The sequence below is a fragment of the Gluconobacter sp. P5E10 genome (genome assembly GCF_018812145.1).
Taxonomy (GTDB): Bacteria; Pseudomonadota; Alphaproteobacteria; order Acetobacterales; family Acetobacteraceae; genus Gluconobacter; species Gluconobacter cerinus.
On sequence record NZ_JACRVZ010000014.1, the window covers coordinates 1 to 22011 of the forward strand.

Annotated in this window: 20 protein-coding genes and 3 pseudogenes; 11 read left to right on the forward strand and 12 right to left on the reverse strand. The window is 50.4% G+C overall.

Going from position 1 to position 22011, the window contains the following annotated elements:
• The 9 genes and pseudogenes from KP707_RS16105 to KP707_RS16145 all read right to left on the reverse strand — a co-directional run.
• Positions 1-171: pseudogene (locus KP707_RS16105) on the reverse strand (IS5/IS1182 family transposase); the annotation flags it as partial.
• A 145-nt stretch (positions 172-316) separates the two neighbouring features.
• Complete coding sequence (locus KP707_RS16110; protein WP_211497594.1) at positions 317-1150, reverse strand: hypothetical protein; 834 nt, start codon at positions 1148-1150, stop codon at positions 317-319.
• A gap of 12 nt (positions 1151-1162) precedes the next feature.
• Complete coding sequence (locus KP707_RS16115; RefSeq protein WP_211497593.1) at positions 1163-2488, reverse strand: lipopolysaccharide biosynthesis protein; 1326 nt, start codon at positions 2486-2488, stop codon at positions 1163-1165.
• Positions 2485-3285 (reverse strand): dTMP kinase, encoded by an 801-nt coding sequence (locus tag KP707_RS16120; RefSeq protein WP_211497592.1) that lies wholly within the window; start codon positions 3283-3285, stop codon positions 2485-2487. Before KP707_RS16120 ends, KP707_RS16115 begins: the two co-directional genes overlap by 4 nt.
• Positions 3282-4019: a nucleoside triphosphate hydrolase gene (locus tag KP707_RS16125; RefSeq protein ID WP_215751922.1), complete on the reverse strand. Its 738-nt coding sequence runs from the start codon at positions 4017-4019 to the stop codon at positions 3282-3284. Before KP707_RS16125 ends, KP707_RS16120 begins: the two co-directional genes overlap by 4 nt.
• Before the next feature lie 141 nt (positions 4020-4160).
• Complete coding sequence (locus KP707_RS16130; protein WP_211497590.1) at positions 4161-4415, reverse strand: hypothetical protein; 255 nt, start codon at positions 4413-4415, stop codon at positions 4161-4163.
• Between the two features lie 4 nt (positions 4416-4419).
• Positions 4420-5943, reverse strand: coding sequence for an efflux transporter outer membrane subunit (locus KP707_RS16135; protein WP_211499654.1), 1524 nt, complete (start codon positions 5941-5943; stop codon positions 4420-4422).
• Between the two features lie 2 nt (positions 5944-5945).
• Positions 5946-6857 carry an HlyD family secretion protein gene (locus tag KP707_RS16140; protein WP_211499655.1) on the reverse strand — a complete coding sequence of 304 codons (912 nt, stop codon included), beginning with the start codon at positions 6855-6857 and terminating at the stop codon, positions 5946-5948.
• Between the two features lie 12 nt (positions 6858-6869).
• Positions 6870-7064, reverse strand: a complete 195-nt coding sequence (locus tag KP707_RS16145) for a DUF1656 domain-containing protein (protein WP_211499656.1) — start codon at positions 7062-7064, stop codon at positions 6870-6872.
• Positions 7065-7237: 173 nt separating this feature from the next.
• On the opposite strand from KP707_RS16145, the gene KP707_RS16150 reads away from it, so the two are divergent.
• The 3 genes from KP707_RS16150 to KP707_RS16160 are packed head-to-tail and all read left to right on the forward strand — an operon-like array spanning position 7238 to position 10048.
• Positions 7238-7747 (forward strand): MarR family winged helix-turn-helix transcriptional regulator, encoded by a 510-nt coding sequence (locus tag KP707_RS16150; protein ID WP_211499657.1) that lies wholly within the window; start codon positions 7238-7240, stop codon positions 7745-7747.
• Complete coding sequence (locus KP707_RS16155) at positions 7744-9747, forward strand: FUSC family protein (protein WP_211499658.1); 2004 nt, start codon at positions 7744-7746, stop codon at positions 9745-9747. The genes KP707_RS16150 and KP707_RS16155 overlap by 4 nt, the downstream gene beginning before the upstream one ends.
• A gap of 1 nt (position 9748) precedes the next feature.
• Positions 9749-10048, forward strand: a complete 300-nt coding sequence (locus KP707_RS16160) for an EF-hand domain-containing protein (RefSeq protein ID WP_015074840.1) — start codon at positions 9749-9751, stop codon at positions 10046-10048.
• Between the two features lie 147 nt (positions 10049-10195).
• On the opposite strand, the gene KP707_RS16165 is transcribed toward KP707_RS16160, so the two are convergent.
• Positions 10196-11818, reverse strand: a complete 1623-nt coding sequence (locus KP707_RS16165) for an NAD-dependent malic enzyme (RefSeq protein WP_063904959.1) — start codon at positions 11816-11818, stop codon at positions 10196-10198.
• Positions 11819-11924: 106 nt separating this feature from the next.
• Between KP707_RS16165 and KP707_RS16170 the strand changes: the two genes are divergently transcribed.
• Positions 11925-12836, forward strand: coding sequence for a LysR family transcriptional regulator (locus KP707_RS16170; RefSeq protein WP_211497664.1), 912 nt, complete (start codon positions 11925-11927; stop codon positions 12834-12836).
• A 78-nt stretch (positions 12837-12914) separates the two neighbouring features.
• Here the strand turns inward: KP707_RS16170 and KP707_RS16175 are convergent, their stop codons facing one another.
• Positions 12915-13805 carry a LysR family transcriptional regulator gene (locus KP707_RS16175; protein ID WP_211499659.1) on the reverse strand — a complete coding sequence of 297 codons (891 nt, stop codon included), beginning with the start codon at positions 13803-13805 and terminating at the stop codon, positions 12915-12917.
• Positions 13806-13909: 104 nt separating this feature from the next.
• Here KP707_RS16175 and KP707_RS16180 point away from each other — a divergent pair, with 104 nt between their 5' ends.
• The 5 genes from KP707_RS16180 to KP707_RS16200 all read left to right on the forward strand — a co-directional run bounded on the left by KP707_RS16180 (position 13910) and on the right by KP707_RS16200 (position 19989).
• A complete protein-coding gene (locus KP707_RS16180; protein WP_211499660.1) occupies positions 13910-15595 on the forward strand; it encodes an alpha-keto acid decarboxylase family protein in 1686 nt (561 codons plus the stop codon).
• Positions 15596-15774: 179 nt separating this feature from the next.
• Entirely contained in the window at positions 15775-16314 is a 540-nt protein-coding gene (locus KP707_RS16185) for a sugar dehydrogenase complex small subunit (protein WP_082872749.1), read from the forward strand.
• Between the two features lie 374 nt (positions 16315-16688).
• Positions 16689-17981: a GMC oxidoreductase gene (locus KP707_RS16190; protein WP_249196970.1), complete on the forward strand. Its 1293-nt coding sequence runs from the start codon at positions 16689-16691 to the stop codon at positions 17979-17981.
• Positions 17982-17985: 4 nt separating this feature from the next.
• Positions 17986-19413: a c-type cytochrome gene (locus KP707_RS16195; protein ID WP_081749541.1), complete on the forward strand. Its 1428-nt coding sequence runs from the start codon at positions 17986-17988 to the stop codon at positions 19411-19413.
• Between the two features lie 18 nt (positions 19414-19431).
• Positions 19432-19989: a lipocalin-like domain-containing protein gene (locus tag KP707_RS16200; RefSeq protein ID WP_244151056.1), complete on the forward strand. Its 558-nt coding sequence runs from the start codon at positions 19432-19434 to the stop codon at positions 19987-19989.
• 185 nt (positions 19990-20174) lie between these two features.
• Here the strand turns inward: KP707_RS16200 and KP707_RS16205 are convergent.
• Positions 20175-20384 (reverse strand): annotated as a pseudogene (locus KP707_RS16205) (IS5/IS1182 family transposase); the annotation flags it as partial.
• Positions 20385-20459: 75 nt separating this feature from the next.
• Here KP707_RS16205 and KP707_RS16210 point away from each other — a divergent pair.
• Positions 20460-21542: an IS5 family transposase gene (locus tag KP707_RS16210; protein ID WP_211499666.1), complete on the forward strand. Its 1083-nt coding sequence runs from the start codon at positions 20460-20462 to the stop codon at positions 21540-21542.
• Positions 21543-21865: 323 nt separating this feature from the next.
• Positions 21866-22011, forward strand: a pseudogene (locus KP707_RS16935) (IS701 family transposase); the annotation flags it as partial.

Genomic DNA, 22011 nt, shown 5'->3' on the forward strand with positions numbered 1-22011 from the left:
CACAAATGGCGGTCGTCCGCCCTTGCTTCCATCGGAATACGCCAGGGCCTTGTCCAGATCAGGACGGAACGCTTCAAAATCCACAGTCCGGGAAAACGCTTCGAGCTGATCGCCAAGCCCACTCAGCCGGGCAAGACGCTCTTCAACATCAAAGAAACCAGACTGCTTCATATCGCCATTCCCTCAATCAACGCAGAAGAAATAGAATCATACAGAAGACCTCAAAACCAGGGGGTTTTTAGAACCCTCCACCTGTGACTACAATAAACCACTTCTCAATGAAAAAGTCTTTCCACAAAGGGGAAGTTATAAAAAATTACCTGTTTCCAGATATTAAATAAATAATTCTATTTGAGATATTCCTATCTAAATTAAAAATATCTTCTTTATAAGAACTTGGTTTGGAAATATTTTTTTCTACAAGGCGATCGTGATAATTGCCCATTTCTCCGTTGATATCAGCAAGATAGAGCGAGATTTTATCGAGATAATCGCTAGAATGAAGAACCCGGAATGTATCATTGAAAGCAACACGACGGCTGATGATCTTTCTCAAATCATGAAAGTCATGTGCGGTAATTTTTTCCTTTCTAACGATACTGTCGATTTTCGCGTTTTCCCTTTGATGGTAAGCAATCATATTTTTGTTGCTGTCCGGTAGAAAGCTTCGCATCTGAAATCGAACAAGTGCATAGAACGCTGGAAGTATTGTCAGGAATAAAATCGTCCCGAAAATTCTGGTTCGTGCTATTTGCCGATTTTTAAAGGCATCCTGCATATGCCCCATTAAACTGGTGACTAAATTGAGAGACCACGGATACCGATGGCGTCGATCAAAATTTGCACATGCAAAGCGCAGATGTTTGAAGCGTGCGCGTACATATTTGAAATGCTGGCGCTGTTCAACAGACTCTATACCACCTTTTAAAAGGATATTGAGCACCAGAAAACGAAAGCGCTTTACGTCAACCCCGTCGTTTAAAAGTTGCCAGCAAATCCTGTATCCCGAAACACTCAAGTCTTCTGGATATTGAAAATAATCCCCATCGGGATACTTGGCCCCCGGGGAAGGAATATCGTCCTCCAGAATATTTTGAAACAATCGATCCAAAAAAATGTGATCATAAGGGGGATTTTTGAGATTAATCATAAGAAATTTTTCTTATACGTGACTGTGTGACGTGGGAATCTTCTGCCGCTGCCGAAAGCCCATTATTGCAAACGCAGCACAGAAAAGATGCAGGCTACAAATTCCGATTACATACGCCCATGCTGCGCCCCGAAGGCCAGAATGCGGCAACAGAAAAACGAGAAGGATGAGGTAGAGAAGAACCGATACAATTTGAGAGAGCAGAACTTTATGGGCGCGGCCAGCCATATATAGCAGGGATTCCAAGGGGAATGCGCCCATAGAAATGATCAGTGCCGGCGCCATAATCATCATGACATCTGCTGCGCTGCGATAGTGATGGCCAAATAGTCCGATCAAAGGGCGTCCTCCCAACCACACGATACATGTCAGGGCCGCACCAATGGCTGCGGATAATCCGCCTGTTTTAAGGGCCAGGCGCCAGGGATGTGTACTGCCCGGATCCAATCGCATAATTTCCGGATAGAACCCTTTCTCCAGAAAACGTGCCGGTTTGACAGCGGACTCTAGAAGGGTTGTTGCAATCTTGTAACGTCCAGCCTGTACTGCCCCCAGAAAATCACCAACAATCAGGTTCCCGACGGGTGACCAGCAGGCATCAAGAGTCGTATTCAGGTTGGTCAGCCAGACAAATTTCCAGACACCGGGAAGTCTTTTTGGGGCTTGCAAAAGGCTTGGCCTCAACGCGTTTATTATATTTTTTCTACGGAGTTCGCGGACGGACAGTCCCCATAAAACCAGATCTCCGATCAGATCAGCCATATACCATGTGATCAGAAAAGAGACGAACGCTCCTCCTGTCACCCAGCTGATCAGTGCCCCCAGCCCTCTCAGGGCTGGCGTAATAATCTGTTGTCTGGAAATCAGGTCAAATCGATCAAACAGTCTTAGAATTCCCGTCGGAGCCGCAGCCGTCATGGTCGGTATAAGGGTGCAATAGAATATCGCATCAAAGCGATACGCTGGCTCGATACCGCAAAACTGTCCAAAGAAGACCAAAGCAATAACGCCCGTCAGCGCGCCAAGAAAACCTGAGGCCATATCAAGCGCAATGGCAAACCGGATCGCGTCCTGTGGGGGCGCTTCATCCCCCAGCTCGAGCGGGCGCGCTCCAAATTTCAGGATCATTTGCCAGCTTTGGAATTTTGTAAGTGCGCCTACACCAATTGCAAAGGTGTGGATCAGTGTCAGCGTTCCAAACTGAGCCGGTGTTAAGGTCCGACTGGCGCAGATCAGCGCGCACAAACTGATGAGCGCCCCTAGAATTTTCGCAGTACCCAGTGATCCCGCATTTTTAAGAATGCTCCGAAACACCTGATCAGAATTTTTGAAAATCATGAGGATTGGACAGTATATCCTGTCTCTATATGCGAAAAATGACTTGCGAAAAACGGCTGTATTTCGTGCACGACCTGCGTCCAGACGGTCTGAAATGGGGCAGAGGCATCAATACTGACCATCCGGGCTCCACCAAATCTTAGCTGTTTCATGATTTCGGATTTGATCTGCAGAAGCTCTAGATCGTGATCCGGTTTCCGCTGATGAGCAATCTGCGGTGAGACATCCAGATGGATAATCAGGTCAGGATGGTGCTCCGCCATTCGCCGGTACAGGCTTGCCTCAGATTTCCTGAGCCATGCGACAAAGAAATTGCCTGGCTGTGCGGCAGACAGCCCAGGCCCGTCACATGTTCCGGCAATTTCAGCTTGTGGATAGCGATCCGTCACAACAGTCAGGCCAGCACGGAGCGCATTTTGCATCTTCAGGTGATTAAAGTAACGCTTTAGCGAGAAGGCATAAACAACAAGCGCTGTCAGGGAGCCGGGGATTTTTTCTCCATGTGTCCGTGTTGTTTTGGCTTTTTTACTGAGTTTTTTTTCCAGCATGTGACCGATGACAGGCAATTGCCCGATACGGCGTCCTAAATCTCCGGATCCAAGGCCCAGATAAACATAGGTTGTTGGACGATCCTGGGCCAGTTCGACGCTGAGCCGGGACGTTAATGTCGTTTTTCCACTGCCATCAGAGCCAACAAAAGCAATCAGTTTCCCGCGATATCGAGGAATACGCAGAATATTTTTTGCTGGAACCTGTAGGGAGGCCGGATGACGAGAACAATCTGTAAGGACGGTCATAACGCCGATATCCTGTGTTCAGGTGATGCTTTCGGAAGGATCGGGGCGATTGCGATTTTTGCCTGCTCAAGAATGCTTTCCAGAGGATCTGCGGAATTGAGGTCCAGCACTGGTGAGCCTGGAAATATCAGGCGGGGAACATCGTTGATTTTTCGTTCCAGAGAAGCTGGACGGTGATCGGGTTTGCGGATCAGGGCTGTCGGGAGATCAACATGCAGGCGAATGACCAGATCCGGAGGATAGTCTGCCATCCAGTCATAGATCTTCTGCTCAATTCGGGTTAGCCAACGAGCCATCCAACTCCGAGGCTGACGGGCCACAAGTCCCGGCCCATCCATGGGCCCCGGAATACTGGCCTGTGGATAGCGATCTGTCACAATGGCATAGCCTCGGATACGCCAGAAACGCATTTTCAAAAAGCGGGCTAGGCGACGCATGGAGAGCGTAAAAATGACGATGGATGTGAAGGCTCCAGAGCCTTTCTCTGTCCGGACAGAAGACGACTTTCGCACAATTTTCTGATCCACCCATTTTCCCAAAACTGGAATTCTGGCAATCCAGCGCCCCAAGTTTCCAGTCTGTTTTCCAAGGTGGCAAAGGCGGGTTGGATATTGTTCAGACATCCATGCCAGCAGCGCGGAACCGACCGTCGATTTTCCGCTCCCATCTGCGCCTACGACCGCAATTAATGGAGCAGCAGGGCGCACTGGAAACTGTCGGCTACCGAACACCATGAGCAGAATGTATCCTTGTAAGGAGCGGAAAACGGTCTCAAGTCGATTCCGGAAACTGGGTAGTTTATGGCAAATTGTAATATGAATTTCAAGACTCATGACCGAACCGTTCGGTTTTTTCGATCTTGCAAAAACAGCCTCTCAGGATCCGCTGAGATACTCCTGCTTTGAAAACAGTCTTGCGTAAGACGGGGAAATATTTTCCGCAGCTTCAAATTTTTCGATAGTCGACAGCTTCCAGATTTTAATTTTTCCATTTCCAATGGACCCGGCAGGTTTTGGAAATGCCTCGTGACTCTCCATATATTTTTCAAGCTTTGTAAGTGACCACGCCCATCGTCTTATTAAGTCAGATTTCGTGAGGTATTCGGGTGAAGGCGTTGAGATCTTGTCCATAAGATTACTCCGTGAAAGCACGCGCCAGAGCGTTCTGCTTCCCTATTTCGACCGGCAGCCGCGTATCTGTGAGCTGGCGCCCCTGCCAGCCAGCCCCCATGGCTGTATAAAGTGCAATAGCATCGCGCAGACGCGCCGTGCGCCCGACAACGGCCTGATCCTGTGCGGTCAGAGCCGTCTGCTCCGTGGTCAGGACATTCAGATACCCTGTCAGACCAGCCCCAAACAGCTTCTGAGCCCTGTCACGGGCCAGACCGGAATCCCTGGCAGCGTCTTCAAGCTGGCTGACCAGTTCATCGTCATGCCGCCAGTCGCCCAGTGCGTCTTCAACGTCCTCGAACGCCTTGAGCACTGTCTTGCGATAGACCAACCGGCTGGCTTCTGCTTCTGCACGAGACTGAGCAATTTGCGCCGTGTAACGACCGCCGTGAATAACCGGGAGTGTGGCCATCATCATGAAGCTCCAGGCCATACCGCCCATCTGGAACGCCTGATAAGCCGCCGAGGCATTCGGGTTGAACGTCAGCGGGATCATGAACTTTGGATAGAGGTTCGCGACCGCTACACCCACCTGTGCGGTATCAGCAGCATAATGAGCCTCTGCCGCACGAATATCCGGACGATTGGCCAGAACAATCGACGGCAGGGACGCAGGAAATGTCGGAACCGTTGGCAGCGGTTTGCGAACATCCAGCTCCTCTTCCAGCTTGCCGGGCATTTCACCCAGAAGCACGGAAATGGCATGGATCAGTCGCTCTTCCTGAGAATGAAGAGGGGCAAGACGCGAGCGTTCGAGATGCTCTTCGGTCTGCGCCTGTGCCACAGCCAGTGTATTGCCGAGACCGTGCGTGTACAGTTTTTCCGTCAATTCCCGCGAGCGCTGTGCCACATCGATGCTGTGCTCCGTAACGGCCAACCGCTCCTGCACGCCACGGAGTGACACATAATCCGACGCCAGTTCAGACAGCAGCGAAACCAGAATGGCGCGACGGTTTTCAATGGACTCTTCAACCAGCCGCTTGCGCTCTTCCACCTGACGGGAAATATGCCCGAACAGGTCAATTTCCCAGCTTGCACGCGCACCATAGGTTAAAATCGAGGCGCCCGGTCTATTGACCGGATTACCGTTGGCATCCAGAGATCCCGGACGGACCGGCCAGTTATCGACATTGATGGAGTGACGGTCATCGCCACCGCCCATAGCTGCATCAAGCTGCGGATACCACGCTGCCTGAGCCTGCCGACGGACAGCGCGCTCGGACACGATATGCTGGGACGCAATCTGAAGGTCGTAGTTCCCTTTGATAGCCTGCTCGACCAGTTCGTTCAGCATGGGATCGTGGAATTGCGCCCACCAGTCCTTCATGTCCGCTTCCGTGCGGGCAATCTCAGCTGCCGTCACTGAATGGGGCTGCTCTACGAAAGAGTCAGGCACCTTGATCCTGTCTGGCTTGAAATTCGGTCCGACGGTGCAGGCCGTCAGCGACAGACAGGTGCTAAGCGCGAGGGTAAGGAGTTTGCGGGACATGATCAAAGATGATTCTGCAGCCAGGTGGTCAGCTTGCCACGGGCGCCAGGCGTTTCGCGGCCGATCGTGACAGTCGCGGTCATACCGGCCGCGAGAGTGATTTCTGGTGGAACGTTATCCAGTTCCAGACGAACCGGAATACGCTGCGCAAGACGGACCCATGTGAAAATCGGGTTCACGTCTGGCAGACCAAGACGGTTTGACACGCCATTACGGTCATTAATACCACGACCAATACTGACGACGTGGGCAGGCAGGATCTGCTTGTATCCCATCAGCTTCACACGGGCTTCGTCACCGACATGCACGCCATGCATCTTGGTTTCTTCAAAGTATCCGTTGATCCAGTAACTGTGCGCGTCAATGACAGCCAGACCGGGCTGACCAGCATGAGCATAATCACCAACCCGAAGATTCAGGTTGGTAATGTAACCGTCAACCGGTGAATAAACCGTCGAACGTTGAAGATTGAGCACGGCCGTATTCAATTCGGCCTTCGCTGCATTCACCTTGGCGCGCTGTGTCTCAACATTTGAGTTGAAGTCTTCCTGCTCTTCCGCAGAAACAATGCCACCCAGTCCCATACGGCGCTTGGCGTCCGAAGAGCGGAGCTTCAGATCTTCGTCTGCGCCTGCAAGACGGGCGCGGGCCGCGTCGATATCAAGGCGGAAGCGGACGGGATCGAGAACGAAAAGCGGATCACCGCGATGGACAAACTGGTTATCCACGACGGGGACGGAAACAACGGTTCCGGAAACTTCAGGGGCTGCATCTACGACGTACACACGGACCCGACCATCGCGCGTCCATGGTGCGAGAACGTAAATGTCCCACATGGTCCGACCGAGGCCAATGGCCATCGCCAGGACAATCAGAGTCAGCAGAACGCGGATCACACTGCGGGTCCAGTTCATAGCCGACCCCTCCTAGACGTAAAGGATGAGTAGACAGAGAACACAGACATAGAGCGCTATTTCAAAGAGGGCGACGTGCCAGAACCAGGTCAGAGCACCGGTCCGCCACAGAATGCTTCTCAACAGCAATGTCACGAACACTGCTGCAACGGCGTAAATTGAGAGGGGTGCGACAAAGACGCCGAAGAGATTGACTTCCGTAAGCATTAGCTCCCCCTTTCCATCGATGAAATATTGCCAGCGTGTTGGTTCACGTCTCACTCATCACACGTCAGCCCCACCAGAACGCCTGAGCCGACAAGATTAAAAAATTTTCCAAACTTGCCCAAAACAAGCTGAAATCTATTTCCTTGGCTTCGTTTGTCATATAAAAAGGTTACATGTCAACAGATGATATGGACTCGGAAATGTCGAAATCTTTTACGGCCGCCTGCCTGGACCAGACGCGCTACCATGATATTTCCTTGACGTTCCACGTCATGCGTCTGGCGACCTTATGGCGCACGCATCTTGACCGGGTTTTGCGACCCAATGGCCTGACGCTGGCGACCATGCGTCCCATGGCCTATCTGATGATCTCGAAAACGCCGCTGACGCAAAGCGATCTCGCTTCTTTGATTGGGGTCGATCGATCCGCTCTGGTCCGTCTGCTTGATGTTCTGGAAGGAGAGGGTCTGGTTATTCGCCAGACGGACACGCAGGACCGACGCCTTAAGATGGTTCTTCTGACCTCTGAGGGTAGGAAACAGTGCAGGCTTTTTCATCGCCTGGCTGCTGACCTGGAAGCAGAACTGACAACCGGATTGTCCATGAGCCAGAAGCTGACCCTGACAAAAGATCTGGATATGATGGAAGCGCTTCTCTCTACTGATCATGGCGCGTCTGTATGACGACCATCGTTCGGAAGAGGCTTTGGTCTCCACAATCATTCTGGTTTTCAGAAGCACGATGGAGCGGGTTTTTAAAAACCATTGCTTTTGCCGTTCGTGTCTGTCTGTCAGTCGGCTTGGCTTTACTGGTAGCATTTGTTGTACAGTTGGACTCTCCGATGAGCACTGTGACAACTGTGGTGATTGTCGCACATCCCATGGTTGGTGCACTCGTTTCCAAAAGCCTTTGGCGCGTTTTGGGAACAGTGTTCGGAGCGGGCTTGAGTGTGGCCATTATGGGCTGTTTTGTTCAGTCCGCCTGGCTTTATTTCGTGGCCTTGGCTCTCATCGTTGGATTAGCCTGCATGACCGCCAGTCTTCTGAGACTGTATCGGGCTTATGCCGCTGTTCTGACGGGATATACAATCATCATTGTCGCATTTTCGTCATTCTCTCATCCTGAGAGGGTGTTCATGTCTGCGATGATGAGATTATCTGACGTGGTCATCGGCGTAGTGAGTACGGCTGTTATTTTTTTGGCGACGTCTCCACGTCGAAGCCAACCCGTTCACAGGGCATTAAATGACGCTTTTCTGGCGGTTCTGGAACACGCAAAATCTTTTCATAGCAGTCTTACGGCTCTCTCTGTCGCTGACGGTTCAGATTTCAGAACGCTTCCTGTTGCACTCTATGATAGCCGTCAGGCCGTATTGAAGAAAATAACGGCACTGACGCCATTACTGGAATATGCAGCGTCAGATAATCCCGAAATCAAAGACCATCTTTCAAGCTATAAAATGGCGGTCAATCAAATGGCCGGTGTGATTGCGGGTTATCATCCTCACTGGAGCAACCTGCACCAACCCCATACCCGGTTTTACGAGATCCACGCCTACGCAACACGCATGCTAAAAAACGTGATCGACGGTATAAGAAATCCGTCATGGCGGAACGATCCGGAATCAATATTAAAAACACTCGACCAAGGTATTCAGTCTCTAGAGATATTTGAAGCAGAAGAAATGCTTACAGCCGCCAGCCTTGCGTCTGTGCATAATGTGAAAAATCTTTTGTTGGCATTACGTCGCATCATCGAGGAACTCACAGAGAAAAAAAATCGGGTTCCAATGCGCGTATCTCCTTATCTGGAATGGCCGACAGCGCTCCGTAATGGAGCAAGAGGCATCCTGATCACGCTGCTTGCGACATTCATCTGGTATGTAACAGCGTGGCCGAATGGTCCTATGATGATGATGTATGTCATTGCAGCATCCAGCCTGCTTTCTACGGTGCCCTCAGCATCGAAGGCTAGTATGGCTATGGCAATAGGAACTGTGCTGAGCATACCTGCGACATGGATCTATCATGTTTATGTTCTGCCACTTATTAGCGGATACTGCTTGCTCTGGCTGAGTTTAAGTTTTTTTCTTTTGCCGGGAATTTGGCTACAGTTTCATCCAAAATACAGCATTGGCGCTTTCGGATATGCTGTCTTTTTTGCAATACAGTCTCTCGTAACCAATGAAATGGTTTATGATGATATCGCCTTAACAAATACCTGGATGGCCATTATTTGTGGTGCCGTTCTTCTGGTGCTCGTATTTCGGGTTTTTCTTCCTCCAAATCATGAATCTGATGCCAACGCGATTATGAGATCACTACGCAGAAGTGTAAATTTGTTAGCGACATCGTCGTCTCATCATTTACCTTTTGCAGAACAGTGGCAGGGAGATCAAATCCAGAAACTATCGCGATTGGCATTGAAACTGTCATTCCTGAGCCAGAAAGACCGTGCTCGGGACGTCCTGGATCGCGCCTTTTCTTTAGTTTCGCTCGGTAAGCTCATTCTGGAATTACGTCAAAATGCAGAAAATCCGTTCGAGAAAAAAGCCGTACGGATGTTTCTACAAGATGCCATCATAAGACGTCAGGAAATAACCTACGAAGCTTTTGGAAATCGAACCCTGTCAAGTGGTATCGAACAAATACAGTTTATTTTAAAAAATCTTCAGGAGATATAACGTGTCTATCAAATACTGGAGCATTTTATCTTTTGCCTTGGTATCATCATCATGTTCAGCGCAGGTTCAAACGAATGAAAATCAATCTTTTTCGATAGCTGACAAAAATCATGACGGAAGAATTTCTTTCGACGAGTTTGAAATTTATGTTCGGGCTTATCTTCGTGAGAAAAGTAGCTTTGAAGCGTCCGGATTTTCTATGCTATCCCATTCAACGCAAGAGGCAGTGCTAAAAGACCATTTCGACAAAATGGACATCGGACATAAAGGTTATCTCCTTCCCAACGAATGGAAGAGATAGGAAAAATCCTCTGAAAACAAAAATTAGAGTTATTTACCATCCATTAATTTTCTACTAGGAAATATGGTAGTAATGGATGGTAAAAAATAGGGTATAAGGAAATTTTTCTATTAAAGATAATAGATATTCTTTCTATTTTTTTGTCATTCAGTATCCTGGTCGGTAGAGCTTGGCTTCAATCCAATCCACGATATCCTCGGGTTCAGGAACCTGAGCCAGGCCCGATTTGAAGATTTGACGGGCGACCTTGATGGCCGTGTTGATCTCTACACGCAGGACATCTTTTTGCGGCGGGAAAAGCAGACCGTGGGCCCGTTGCTCCGGTGTGACCTGTTCAGCGGTCGCTCTGGCGGCTTCAAGGAAGACCTCGTCGGTGATGCGTCTTGCCTGTGTTGCCCAGACAGCCAGTGCCACGGCGGGGAAGATATAAAAATTATTGGCCTGGCCGGGGGCTAGCGTCTTGCCATTCAAAGTAACATCATCGAACTGGACACCTGCAGCAAAGAGCGCGCGGCCGTCGGTCCAGCGATAGGCCTGTTCGGCAGTGCATTCCGCCTTGTCGGTGGGATTGGAAAGCGCGAAAATGACGGGCTTGTTGTTGATGCTTGCCATGGTGCGGACGACTTCTTCGGTGAAGCCACCCGCGTTGGTACTGACGCCGATCAGGACAGTAGGCTTAATAGATTTGACGGCTTCTGCAAGATCTTTCGTTGCTGCATGGGAGTGAGCGAACACTTTTTGCGAAGGATTAAGATCCTGCCGCGAGGGTTCGATCAGTCCGTTGATATCCATCATTGAGATACAGGCGCGGGCATCAGTTTCAGAAAGGCCTTCGTCCCGTAGCGCACTCACGATCATATTCGCGATACCGATCCCGGCAGACCCTGCACCGTAGAACAGGATACGCTGTTCTTTCAGCGCCTCATCCTTGATCGACAGGGCGGTGTCGAGACCCGCGATCGTAATGGCCGCAGTCCCCTGAATGTCGTCATTATAGCAAAGGATCTTGTCACGATATCGCGCCAATAGGCGGATGGCATCGTCTCCTTTCCAGTCCTCAAAATGCAGGCAGCAATGAGGATAAAGCTCTTGAATGGCTGCGACGAGTTCATCAACGAATGCGTCGAGTTCGTCTGACGATGGGGGCGCCTGCCGCAAACCGAGATAGAGTGGATCGTCAATCAATTCCTGATTGGTCGTACCGATATCCAGCAACATCGGCATCAGGCCCTGAGGTGGAATTGCGGCGCAGGCTGTATAGAGTTGCAGCTTACCCACCGGAATGCCCATGCCGTTGGCTCCAATATCTCCGAGCCCTAGAATGCGACCGCCGGAACTGACGCAGATAAAGCGCACATCTTTTTCGGGCCAGTTGGCGAGAATCTCTTTCACATGCCCTTTGTGACGCAACGAAAGATACAGACCTTGTGGTCTCTCAAAGAGACGATTGTACTGAAGGCAGGCATCGGCGATTGTCGGATCGTAAACAATCGGAAGAAAGCGTTTCGGATCGGACATCACAACCTTGAAGAACAGTGTTTCGTTACGCTGTGACAATCCATTCAGATGCAAAAAGCGCTCGAGATCGCTGCTCTTGCTGTCCAGCTGCCACAGGACGCGCTCCATCTGCCGATCAAGGGTTTCGACGGCGTCAGGCAGGAGGCCGAGCGTACCATTCTTGTGCCGCTCCTCATTCGTGAAGGCGGTTTCGCGGTTGTGAACCGCATCCAGAAGGGGAGGGAGTGAAGATGCAGTGCGATCGGACGTCATGTCTGTCTCCATTCATTGATGAACAGACAATGGATGTGCGTTGATGGTGCTGGTAGTCGCATAAAAGGCATTGTATCTGTGTATAAAACGCAAAGATGGCCCCTCAATGCACGATGACGCCGGTGACCTGAGATTTTTCGTACTCCTCGTTGAATCGGGAAATCTGACTGCCGTCGCACGTCATCTCAACGTTTCGGCTGGAGCTTCCAGTCGAAGACTGGCTCGGATGGAGGAGCGGCTTGGCGTACGGCTGGTCACAAGGACATCGAGGCGTTTCGACCTGACGGATGAAGGGCAGACTTTTTATGAGCGTGCTGCAGAGATCATGATTGATATTGAGGCAGCCGAAGCCGAGATCTCCGCCAATCAAAAGGAACTTCGTGGTGTTCTGAGGATTGGAGCACCACTTGAACTGGGACGTCGCCGTTTGGCTGATTTTGTCAGCGAATTCGCCGATCGTTTCCCGAAGCTGCGCGTCCATCTTCTTCTGTCGGATGAAGGGCTGGATGTTGTTAATAGTCGCCTTGACCTGGCCATTCGGATTGGCATGCCGAATGAAACGGGGGTTGTCGCGACAAAAATCATGAGCAGTGAACGAGTCATCTGCGCTGCTCCGGCCTATCTTGAGAAATTTGGCATGCCTGCCACTCCTGCCGAATTAAATCGGCATCGTTGTATTTGCCTGATGCGTGGGCATGAGCTGGGAATGCTCGACCGATGGCGGCTGTCTCGTGAAGGAGAAGATCAGGTCGTTGAGGTAACGCCGCATCTATCGACGACGAGCGGCGAAGTGGTGCATGATTGGGCACTCAAGGGTAAAGGCATCGTGTTCAAAGTCTTGTGGGACGTCGGCGACGACCTGCAATGCGGCAGGTTGGTCCGTCTTTTACCGGAGTACCAAGGGGAGACGATCGGATTGTTTGCAACGATGCCAAGTCGACGTAACGTGCCTCTGCGCGTTCGAACTTTTCTCGACAATTTAAGAGATTTTTTGGCGCACCGACCGTCATGGCATTAGTGAAAATAATTAATATGTATGATCGGATTTTTTGTAATTATTAATAGAAATTACAGCTAATACACTCAATATTATATTCTAATTATTTTTTCCTATAGCCAGAAGAATTTGATGGAAATTGGCGCTTGGTCCAGTCAATTCCGTTTCAAGGGTGGCAAGCGAGATGCTGGCTCGAGGTGAGGGGCCGGAGATGGGATGGAATGTTGCGCCATCAGCATGAATTTGTCGTAGGTAAGCCGGAACGACTGCTACACCCAGTCCCGCCGCAACCATTGGAATTGTTGCGGTGATCTGAGGGGCTGCTTGTCCGAAACGCGGAGTAAAGCCGCCTTGTTGACAGGCTGAGATAATAGCATCGTAGAAACCGGGGCCGAGTGAGCGATCAAAAATAAGAAATGGTTCTTTGGCGACGTCGATTAATTTGAGCGTGTGGCGCTTGGAAAGTGGATGGCCTTTTGGAATGGCGATCAGGGTTGGTTCATCAAAGAGAGGATGGAGTGCGATGTCCGGATCTGGCGCTGGCGGGCGTACAATGGCGAGATCTACCCGGCGCTCTCGTAAAGCCTCACAGAGAGCGGGGGTGTTACTCTCTTCGAGTGTGATTACAATATCGGGCCACTGCTCTCGAAATGCCCGTATGGCTTTAGGTATTAGAGGTAACAGCGCGACCGCTCCAGCCATCCCTATTCTAAGACGCCCTTGTTCGCCAAGAGATAATCCTTTGGCCAGAAGGTGAAATTGATGTTCAAGGCGCAGAATTGTCTGGGCTTTTTCAAAAAGCTGCTCCCCAAAATCCGTCAAGGTGGCCCCGCGTTTAGACCGGATAAAGAGTTGCACTCCTAGCTCTGTTTCTAGGGATTTGATCTGCTGACTGAGAGGAGGCTGCTCAATGTGAAGCGTCTCTGCGGCTTTTGTGAAGCTGCCATGCTCTGCGATGGCCACGAAATAGCGTAGGTGACGAAGGTCCATGTATCCATATGATATACATATGACAATCAGTCAAAATATATATTGGACGTTTAAAAGAGGGGCATCCATCTTAGGGGAAGAATTTTTGTTGGGGATCCTGTGTTATGACTTTCACTGTTGGACATTATCTCGCTGAGCGGCTGACACAAATCGGCTTGAAACACCATTTTGCTGTTGCTGGTGACTACAATCTGATTCTGCTTGATCAACTGATTGAGCATGGCGGTATGAAGCAGATCTATGACTGCAATGAGTTGAATTGCAGCTTTGCGGCAGAAGGTTATGCACGCGAAAATGGTGCTGCTGCTGCTGTCGTGACGTTTAGTGTCGGTGCAATTTCAGCAATGAATGGCCTGGGTGGGGCTTATGCTGAAAATCTTCCCGTCATTCTGATTTCTGGTGCGCCGAACTCTAATGATCATGGGTCGGGCCATGTCCTGCACCACACGATCGGCACGACAGACTATAATTATCAAATGGAGATGGTGAAGCACGTTACATGTGCGGCTGAGAGCATCACCTCGGCAGACACTGCACCTGCAAAAATCGATCACGTCATTCGGACCGCACTGCGCGAAAAAAAGCCCGCTTATCTAGAAATTGCTTGTAACGTTGCGAGCCAGCCTTGTGTGCGCCCAGGTCCGGTTTCGTCGCTTCTGTCTCACCTGAAGGCAGACGAAGTCAGCCTCAAAGCTGCGCTTGAAGAAAGTCTCGCGTTTCTTGAAAAATCCCAGAATGTTGTCATTCTTGTCGGGAGCAAGCTGCGCTCTTGTGAGGCACTGACTGAAACAGTGGCTCTTGCAGACAAGCTCGGTTGTGCCGTGACTGTTATGGCTGCGGCCAAGAGCTTCTTCTCTGAGGCGCATCCGGGTTTCCGCGGAGTGTATTGGGGGGAGGTCAGCAGCCCTGGCGTTGAACATGTCATTAAGAGCGCTGACGCTGTTATCACTCTGGCTCCGGTCTGGAATGATTATTCGACTGTCGGTTGGCGGGATTCCGTGCGTGGAGAGCGTGTGCTTGAAGTGGACCCGAGCCGGGTTACGGTGAATGGAAAGACTTTTGAAGGTTTCCGTTTGAAGGAATTCGTGGCTGTACTGACAGAGAAAGTCTCCAGTAAGCCTGCCTCGCTTGAGAAGCCTTATGCTCCTGTTACACTGTCAGTGGCTGATGGATCCGAACCTCTGACCAATGATGAAATGACCCGTCAGATCAATGCGTTGGTCGATGGAAACACGACATTATACGCTGAGACTGGTGACTCCTGGTTCAATGCAACGCGTATGCATCTGCCTGAGGGTGCCAAAGTTGAGTCGGAAATGCAGTGGGGGCATATCGGCTGGTCTGTGCCGTCCATTTTCGGTAATGCCCTGGCTGCTCCTGAGCGTCAGCATGTTCTGATGGTTGGTGATGGCTCGTTCCAGCTGACGGCACAGGAAGTGGCGCAGATGGTTCGCTATGAACTGCCGGTTATCATCTTCCTCATCAATAATTTTGGTTATGTTATTGAGATCAAAATTCATGATGGCCCCTATAATTATATCCAGAACTGGGACTATGCCGCTCTGATGCAGGTCTTCAATCAAGGTGTTCCGGGCGTAGAAAGTGGCAAATATGGACTGGGCCTGCACGCTACGACAGGTGAAGAACTGGCTGATGCCATTGAAAAGGCCAAGAAGAATACTCGTGGACCAACATTGATCGAATGTAAGCTGGATCAGACAGATTGCACCGAAACGCTCGTGCAGTGGGGCAAATTTGTTGCAGCCGCAAATTCCCGCAAGCCTGCCTGAAAATAAGTAATTTTATTTATGTATTTGCCTTCCTGATTTTAAAGGAAGGCAAATACATAAGTGCGCCTATAATAAATAACTAAGCGTTTTAAAATAAAAATTTATAACAAAAAATGCAGGAATTATCGTACATAGTTTATGCAGTTAAGTAATTCTATTTTTTGAAGTGAGTATCTCTCATGCGCATATCACGTTCTACCAACCCTCGGATCGGGAGGCGTGGGTTACTTTTGGGTATGTCGTCTCTCAGTGCCCTCTTTTGTGTTCAAGCAACTCGTGCTGCCACATTGAGTGGCGGTGCGTTGCGCTCCGGAGTGGTGCATCAGAAGTTCATGTCGGTCTCATCTCTTTTGGTGCCGCACAAGCTCAATGAAGCTATTGGAATGAGAACGGCGGATGCAATGATCGCGACTGTTCCTGATTTTCCTCAACATTTAGAGCAGCTAGCATCGTTCATTGAGGCTAAAAAGCCCGCTGATGTTGAAGAGCTTATGGAAGCTCTACCAGAGGTTTCTTTGAAAAATGCCGCTCAAAGCATAATTGAATCTTGGTATACTGGTGCAGTTCAGGGGGCATCCACTATTTCCGTCATTTCTTATGAAGAGGCTTTGATGTTCAAAGTCACGTCTGATGTAATGACGATACCCTCTTATGCTATTTCTGGGCCTAATGGCTGGACGGCGGACGCTCCGCCTCTTTCTCAACTTCCGATTTTTTGAGGCTGATATAGGAGCGCGCTGAAATGGTAAATGAGACAAAATATGATGTCGTCGTCGTCGGAACGGGCGTTGTTGGGTGTTTGATCGCTGAACAAGCTCTAGATGCTGGTTTGTCAGTGCTCATGTTGGAGGCTGGGCCCAGGGTTGATCGACAGACCATCGTAGAAAATTTTCGAAACCTTCCTCCGTCGTTGCGACATCATTGGGATGCGCCATTTCCTCCCCCACCATGGGCGCCAGTTCTCGAAACACGCACGCTTGGCGAAGAAAATGCTTATCTGGATCTGACAGGGCCTAATGCCACGGCTTACCAGCAAGGTTATGTTCGGTATGCTGGCGGGGCGACGTGGCATTGGGCTGGCATTTGTTGGCGGATGACCCCCGAGGATTTGAAATTAAAAAGCCTCTATGGGGTTGGGCGCGATTGGGCTTTTGATTATGCGACTTTAGAGCCGTATTATGCTCGTGCAGAATATGCTCTGGGCGTTTGCGGTCCAACGGATACTGCATTGCAATGGCCTCCAAAAGCGCCTCGTTCCCGGCCTTATCCCATGGGTCCGTTACCTTTGGGGCCAGGAGAGCAGCGCTTCACCGACGTTATGGCGCCACTTGGGTTGCGAAATTTGCCTGCACCGCAGGCACGCAATAGTGGTGTTAGCTATGATGGGCGTCCTGCCTGCTGTGGCAATAATAACTGTTTTCCGGTCTGCCCTATTGCTGCAAAATATGATGCAGCCACGGCACTGCCACGCATTGAGGCCAAGGGCGGAAAGCTTTTAACTAATGCTGTTGCCTATCGCATTGAAGCGGATGATCATCATAAAATACAGGCTGTCCATTATTATGACCCTCATCGAACATCACATCGCGTAACAGGGCGTGCTTTCGTCATTGCCTGTAATGGCATTGAGACCCCCAAACTTCTGCTCTTGTCCAAAGATGATCGCCATCCAAATGGAATTGCCAACAGTTCCGATCAGGTAGGGCGTAACATGATGGATCAGCCGAAGTTGAAAGCGACTGTTGAAATGAGCGAGCCGCTTTGGACTGGGGTTGGACCTGTACAGGGCAGTAGCATTCTGAACACCAGTCAGGGCGACTTCCGTAGTGAATACGCTGGAGCCATGTTCCGTATGGAAAATATGGCCCGAGGCTCGATTGGTGCAGCAGAAGCGTTAAAAAAAGGTCTGTATGGACGTGCCCTTGATCAGGAAATTCGCCGCCTATCTGCTTGTACCGGACTGTTAGTTGTAGAACACGAGCCTCTTCCGTCTTCTATTAACCGTCTGACTCTGTCAGATAAAAAAGACTGGTTAGGCCTTAATCGCCCGCGAATTTATTATGATGTAGGCGACTATGTGCGGCGTAGTGCAGAGCAATATACTATTCCGACACTTAAAAAGATGGCAACGGCTTTAGGGGCGACTAAGTTCGATCTGAATCCTGAGTTCTTGCATAGCGATCACATCATGGGTGGCTGCATTATGGGGAAAGATCCATCAGACTCAGTTGTCGATGTTGATTGCCGCTCTCACGATCATGAGAATCTCTTTCTTCCCGGCGGGGGTGCAATGACAACCGGTGGGAGTGGAAATAGCACGATTACAATGGCAGCGCTTGCTTTGAAGGCCGCCGACGCAATCGTAGCACAATTCAAGACGGCTTGATCTCATGATACAGCGATCCTTTTTCTATACTGTTACAGTCTGCTCTCTTGCTATTATTGCTCTTTCTGCGACACATCCTGCAAAGGCTGATCCACTTGGAGACCCACAGCGTGGTCAGTATCTGGCGGTTGCTTCAGACTGCGTAGCTTGTCATACAGCGCCTCATGGACAGCCTTTTGCGGGTGGTTTGGCCATGCATACTCCTTTGGGGATTATGTATTCGACAAACATTACTCCGTCTTTGTCAGCAGGTATTGGTCACTATTCGTTAGAAGATTTCGACAAAGCTGTTCGGCGTGGCGTCAGAAAAGATGGTGCCAACCTGTACCCAGCAATGCCGTACACAGCTTATTCCTATCTGACGGATCAGGACATTGCTGATTTATATGCTTACTTCCAGAAGGATGTTGCTCCGGTAGATAAAAAAGGGCCGGTTACAGCGCTGCCATTTCCGATGAATATCCGGTTCTCCATGTCTTTTTGGAACATGTTGTTCCTGAATGGAAAACCCTATCAGGCTGATGCGACAAAGTCGGCAGAGTGGAACAGGGGAGCTTACCTGGTACAGGGGGCGACGCATTGTGGAACCTGCCATACACATCGTGGGTTCCTGATGCAGGAAGATCTGGCGCACCCGCTGTCGGGAGCCAGTCTTGGAACATGGTACGCACCAAACATTACCCCTGACACAGTCAGTGGTATTGGGAGTTGGAGTGATCAGGATCTTACGGAATATCTCCGCACGGGACGCCTGCATGGCAAAGCACAGGCCGGAGGCGGAATGGGTGAGGCTGTTGAACACAGTTTCTCTCATATGTCTTCTGGTGACCTGAATGCCATTAGCGTTTATTTGCGCAGTTTAAAGCCGGTCAGTGATCCGAATGATCACGCTTCGTCCAGATTTCAGCAAGGCCATGACCTAAATCCGTCAGTCGAGCTGCGGGGGGTAACCCCGATTCTAGATCATAACGACAACACCGCCAGTGGAGCGGCTCTCTTTATGGGGAACTGCGCCTCGTGTCATGGGGCCAGTGCTCAGGGAAGTAAAGATGGTTATTATCCATCCCTTTGGCATAATTCGGTGACAGGCGCGTCTCGTGGCGACAACCTCATTTCAACAATTCTGTATGGTGTCTCTCGATCGGTAGAGGGGCGCCAAGCCTTCATGCCAGGTTTCGGCGGAAAATCGGGAGATGCTGTACAACTGGACGATAGTCAGATCGCCAGGTTGAGCAATTTTGTTTTCAAAACATATGGTCGACCAGACGTTCAGGTCACACCACAGGATGTTGCGCTTATCAGAAAGGGTGGGCCTGCCTCTCCATTATTGCTGTTGTCCCGAGTTGGCATGGCGGCGGGAGCAATACTGGTTCTGATACTGTGTGCCGTAGTGTTCGTCATAAGACGTCATAAAACGAGGAATGTTGTTTAAAATAGAAAGGATATGAGTATGTTTGAAAAAATGCGTAAGTACAGAAAAATTATGCTGATTATGTCTTTTGCGGGGGCTGTGTCTATGTCTTCATTGTCATCTATCCATGCTCAGGAAGTATCCATTCCGGAACTTCCAAAGAAAGTTGATCCAGACTTGAAAAAGAACATAGTCGGGGTTTGGGAGCTGGTCTCTTATAAGGTTCAGGATAAAGAAACCGGGAAGTTGATTGACGCTATGGGCGCCCATCCGCGTGGCCGCGTCATCTTCACCCCTGACGGTTGGGTTGCGTTTAATCTTGAAGGGAGTGATCGTCAGCCGGCAAAAGATGATGCAGATCGCGCGCATCTCATGAAAACACTCGTTGCCTATATTGGCCGCTATCGTGTGGAAGGTAACCAGTGGGTTACAAGTGTACAGACAGCATGGGCGCCAGAATGGGTTGGAACAGAGCAGCGTCGTAATATCGTCGTAAAGGGGAATGAAGCTGATGTTCTGACGCCTTGGAGGATTATGCCTAACTGGGATAACGGAAAAATGTCCCGCAGCATTATCCGTTTCAAACGGGTCAATTAATCCGGAAAAGCCGGCGACCGTGCTCTACACTCCTAAAAAAGGAGCGAGCACCTGGAGGGATCGAAGAACCGTTGATTGATGTGCTTGGCTGGTAATTTCTGGCTTTTGGCGATTTTATTGACGGTTTTTGCGATGGTATCCGGTCTGCGTTTTGAGCAGATTGGGGGCTGTTACCCGCTTGATAGCTACGCTGTGATGCGGATCCGCTCCAGGAAGAGAAAGCGGCGCATATTGTAGACGATATTGGCCAGCCCGATCCTCATGCTGGCCCGGGTGATGCCGACAGTTCCGACGAACAGCCCTGTCTGTGACTTCTGATCAGCAAAGACGTGTTCGACGCGGGATCGGATCACCGACTTCCCTGCATTCGATTTCTGGATATGTCGGGGCATAGGTGGAGGGTTCGAAAAACTCTCTGGTTTTGGGTCAGTCTTTATGATTCCATTTTCCTTGCGTTGATTGGAGTATGGATCATGAAGCAGGCGGGTTTCTTTGATGTTGAAGAACGGCTTGCCCGGTTGAGTGGGCTTGGTGACCAGCTCGAAGCATTTTCCCGGACTGTGGGTTTTGAGGTGTTCCGCCCTGATCTGGAGCAGGCTCTGGCCTATTCAGATGGAAGCAAGGGCGGGCGACCGCCGTTCGATTCAGTGTTGATGTTCAGGATCCTGGTGATCCAGACGCTGAACAATTTGTCCGACAAACGGACGGAATATCTGATCAACGATCGCCTCTCCTTCATGCGCTTCCTTGGTCTGGGGCTTTCAGATCGGGTGCCTGATTCCAAAACGGTCTGGCTGTTCCGTGAACGCCTGACCCAGGCGGGAGCCATTGAAAGGCTGTTTGCCCGGTTTGATGCAACTCTGCGGAACGCGGGCTATCTGCCGATGTCGGGCCAGATCCTGGATGCAACATTGGTAGCCGCTCCAAAGCAGCGCAATACCAACACCGAGAAAGCCGACCTCCGGGCAGGGCGTATTCCTGAAGACTGGCAGGACAAGCCATCCAAATTGTCCCACAAGGATCGCCATGCGCGCTGGACGCTGAAGTTCACGAAAGCAAAGCGGCAGGATGACGGAACGATCCCCGCAACAGATCTCGCCATTCCGTTCTTTGGCTACAAATCCCACGTCTCCATCAACCGGAAATTCCGGTTCATCCGAAAATGGAAGACGACGGATGCCGCCGCCAGTGATGATGCGCGATTGAGAGAGGGGCTTCTGGATAAAACCAATACGGCCTCAAGCGTCTGGGCAGACACGGCCTATCGCTCCAAAGCCAACGAAGACTTCATGGAAAAGCAGGGCTTTGTCTCAAAGGTTCACAGGAAGGAGCCGCATCTCAAACCCATGCCACTCCATATCCAGAAATCGAATGCAGGGAAATCGGTGATCCGATCCCGCGTCGAGCACGTCTTTGCTGATCAGAAATCACAGACAGGGTTGTTCGTCCGAACCGTCGGCATCACCCGAGCCACCACGAGGATCGGGCTGGCCAATATCGTCTACAACATGCGCCGCTTTTTCTTCCTCGAGCGGATCAGCGCGAGCGCGTAGTCATTCAGCCGGGTAAAGCCCTCGATCTGCTCAAAACGCAGACCGGATGCCATCGCAAAAACCGTTAATTACATCGTCAGAAGCCTGAAATCACAAACCAAGCACATCAACCAACGGTTCTTCGATCCCTCCAGATGCGCCGTATCGCGACCCGATACGACAAGACCGCCTTGTCCTTTATGAGTTTCCTCAATATCGCCGCCGCAAGGCTCTGGATCAAATCTTTTGTCAACGCGCCCTAACACTACTTTGGCAGAAGTATGATTTTTAGGATTCCCATGGAGCTGATTGCGTGATTCATGGGGAGCCAGCTTTGACGGAGGCTGGCATTGGAAGAAGACTGGCAAGCGGATCTTGAGCGATGGCTCGTCCCGTATCTGGAAGGTCTTGGTAACAAGACGCGGCGTAAAATGTGCCCGGCCTATATCGCAGGTCTGATCGGGCCAGGAGATCGCAAGAGCATCCAGCC

Excerpts from the sequence above, each read along its gene's own strand:
- KP707_RS16110 (WP_211497594.1), bottom strand. The coding sequence starts at position 1,150 with ATGATTAATCTCAAAAATCCCCCTTATGATCACATTTTTTTGGATCGA.
- KP707_RS16115 (WP_211497593.1), bottom strand. The coding sequence starts at position 2,488 with ATGATTTTCAAAAATTCTGATCAGGTGTTTCGGAGCATTCTTAAAAAT.
- KP707_RS16120 (WP_211497592.1), bottom strand. The coding sequence starts at position 3,285 with ATGACCGTCCTTACAGATTGTTCTCGTCATCCGGCCTCCCTACAGGTT.
- KP707_RS16125 (WP_215751922.1), bottom strand. The coding sequence starts at position 4,019 with ATGGTGTTCGGTAGCCGACAGTTTCCAGTGCGCCCTGCTGCTCCATTA.
- KP707_RS16130 (WP_211497590.1), bottom strand. The coding sequence starts at position 4,415 with ATGGACAAGATCTCAACGCCTTCACCCGAATACCTCACGAAATCTGAC.
- KP707_RS16135 (WP_211499654.1), bottom strand. The coding sequence starts at position 5,943 with ATGTCCCGCAAACTCCTTACCCTCGCGCTTAGCACCTGTCTGTCGCTG.
- KP707_RS16140 (WP_211499655.1), bottom strand. The coding sequence starts at position 6,857 with ATGAACTGGACCCGCAGTGTGATCCGCGTTCTGCTGACTCTGATTGTC.
- KP707_RS16145 (WP_211499656.1), bottom strand. The coding sequence starts at position 7,064 with ATGCTTACGGAAGTCAATCTCTTCGGCGTCTTTGTCGCACCCCTCTCA.
- KP707_RS16150 (WP_211499657.1), top strand. The coding sequence starts at position 7,238 with ATGTCAACAGATGATATGGACTCGGAAATGTCGAAATCTTTTACGGCC.
- KP707_RS16155 (WP_211499658.1), top strand. The coding sequence starts at position 7,744 with ATGACGACCATCGTTCGGAAGAGGCTTTGGTCTCCACAATCATTCTGG.
- KP707_RS16165 (WP_063904959.1), bottom strand. The coding sequence starts at position 11,818 with ATGACGTCCGATCGCACTGCATCTTCACTCCCTCCCCTTCTGGATGCG.
- KP707_RS16170 (WP_211497664.1), top strand. The coding sequence starts at position 11,925 with ATGCACGATGACGCCGGTGACCTGAGATTTTTCGTACTCCTCGTTGAA.
- KP707_RS16175 (WP_211499659.1), bottom strand. The coding sequence starts at position 13,805 with ATGGACCTTCGTCACCTACGCTATTTCGTGGCCATCGCAGAGCATGGC.
- KP707_RS16180 (WP_211499660.1), top strand. The coding sequence starts at position 13,910 with ATGACTTTCACTGTTGGACATTATCTCGCTGAGCGGCTGACACAAATC.
- KP707_RS16185 (WP_082872749.1), top strand. The coding sequence starts at position 15,775 with ATGCGCATATCACGTTCTACCAACCCTCGGATCGGGAGGCGTGGGTTA.
- KP707_RS16190 (WP_249196970.1), top strand. The coding sequence starts at position 16,689 with ATGACCCCCGAGGATTTGAAATTAAAAAGCCTCTATGGGGTTGGGCGC.
- KP707_RS16195 (WP_081749541.1), top strand. The coding sequence starts at position 17,986 with ATGATACAGCGATCCTTTTTCTATACTGTTACAGTCTGCTCTCTTGCT.
- KP707_RS16200 (WP_244151056.1), top strand. The coding sequence starts at position 19,432 with ATGTTTGAAAAAATGCGTAAGTACAGAAAAATTATGCTGATTATGTCT.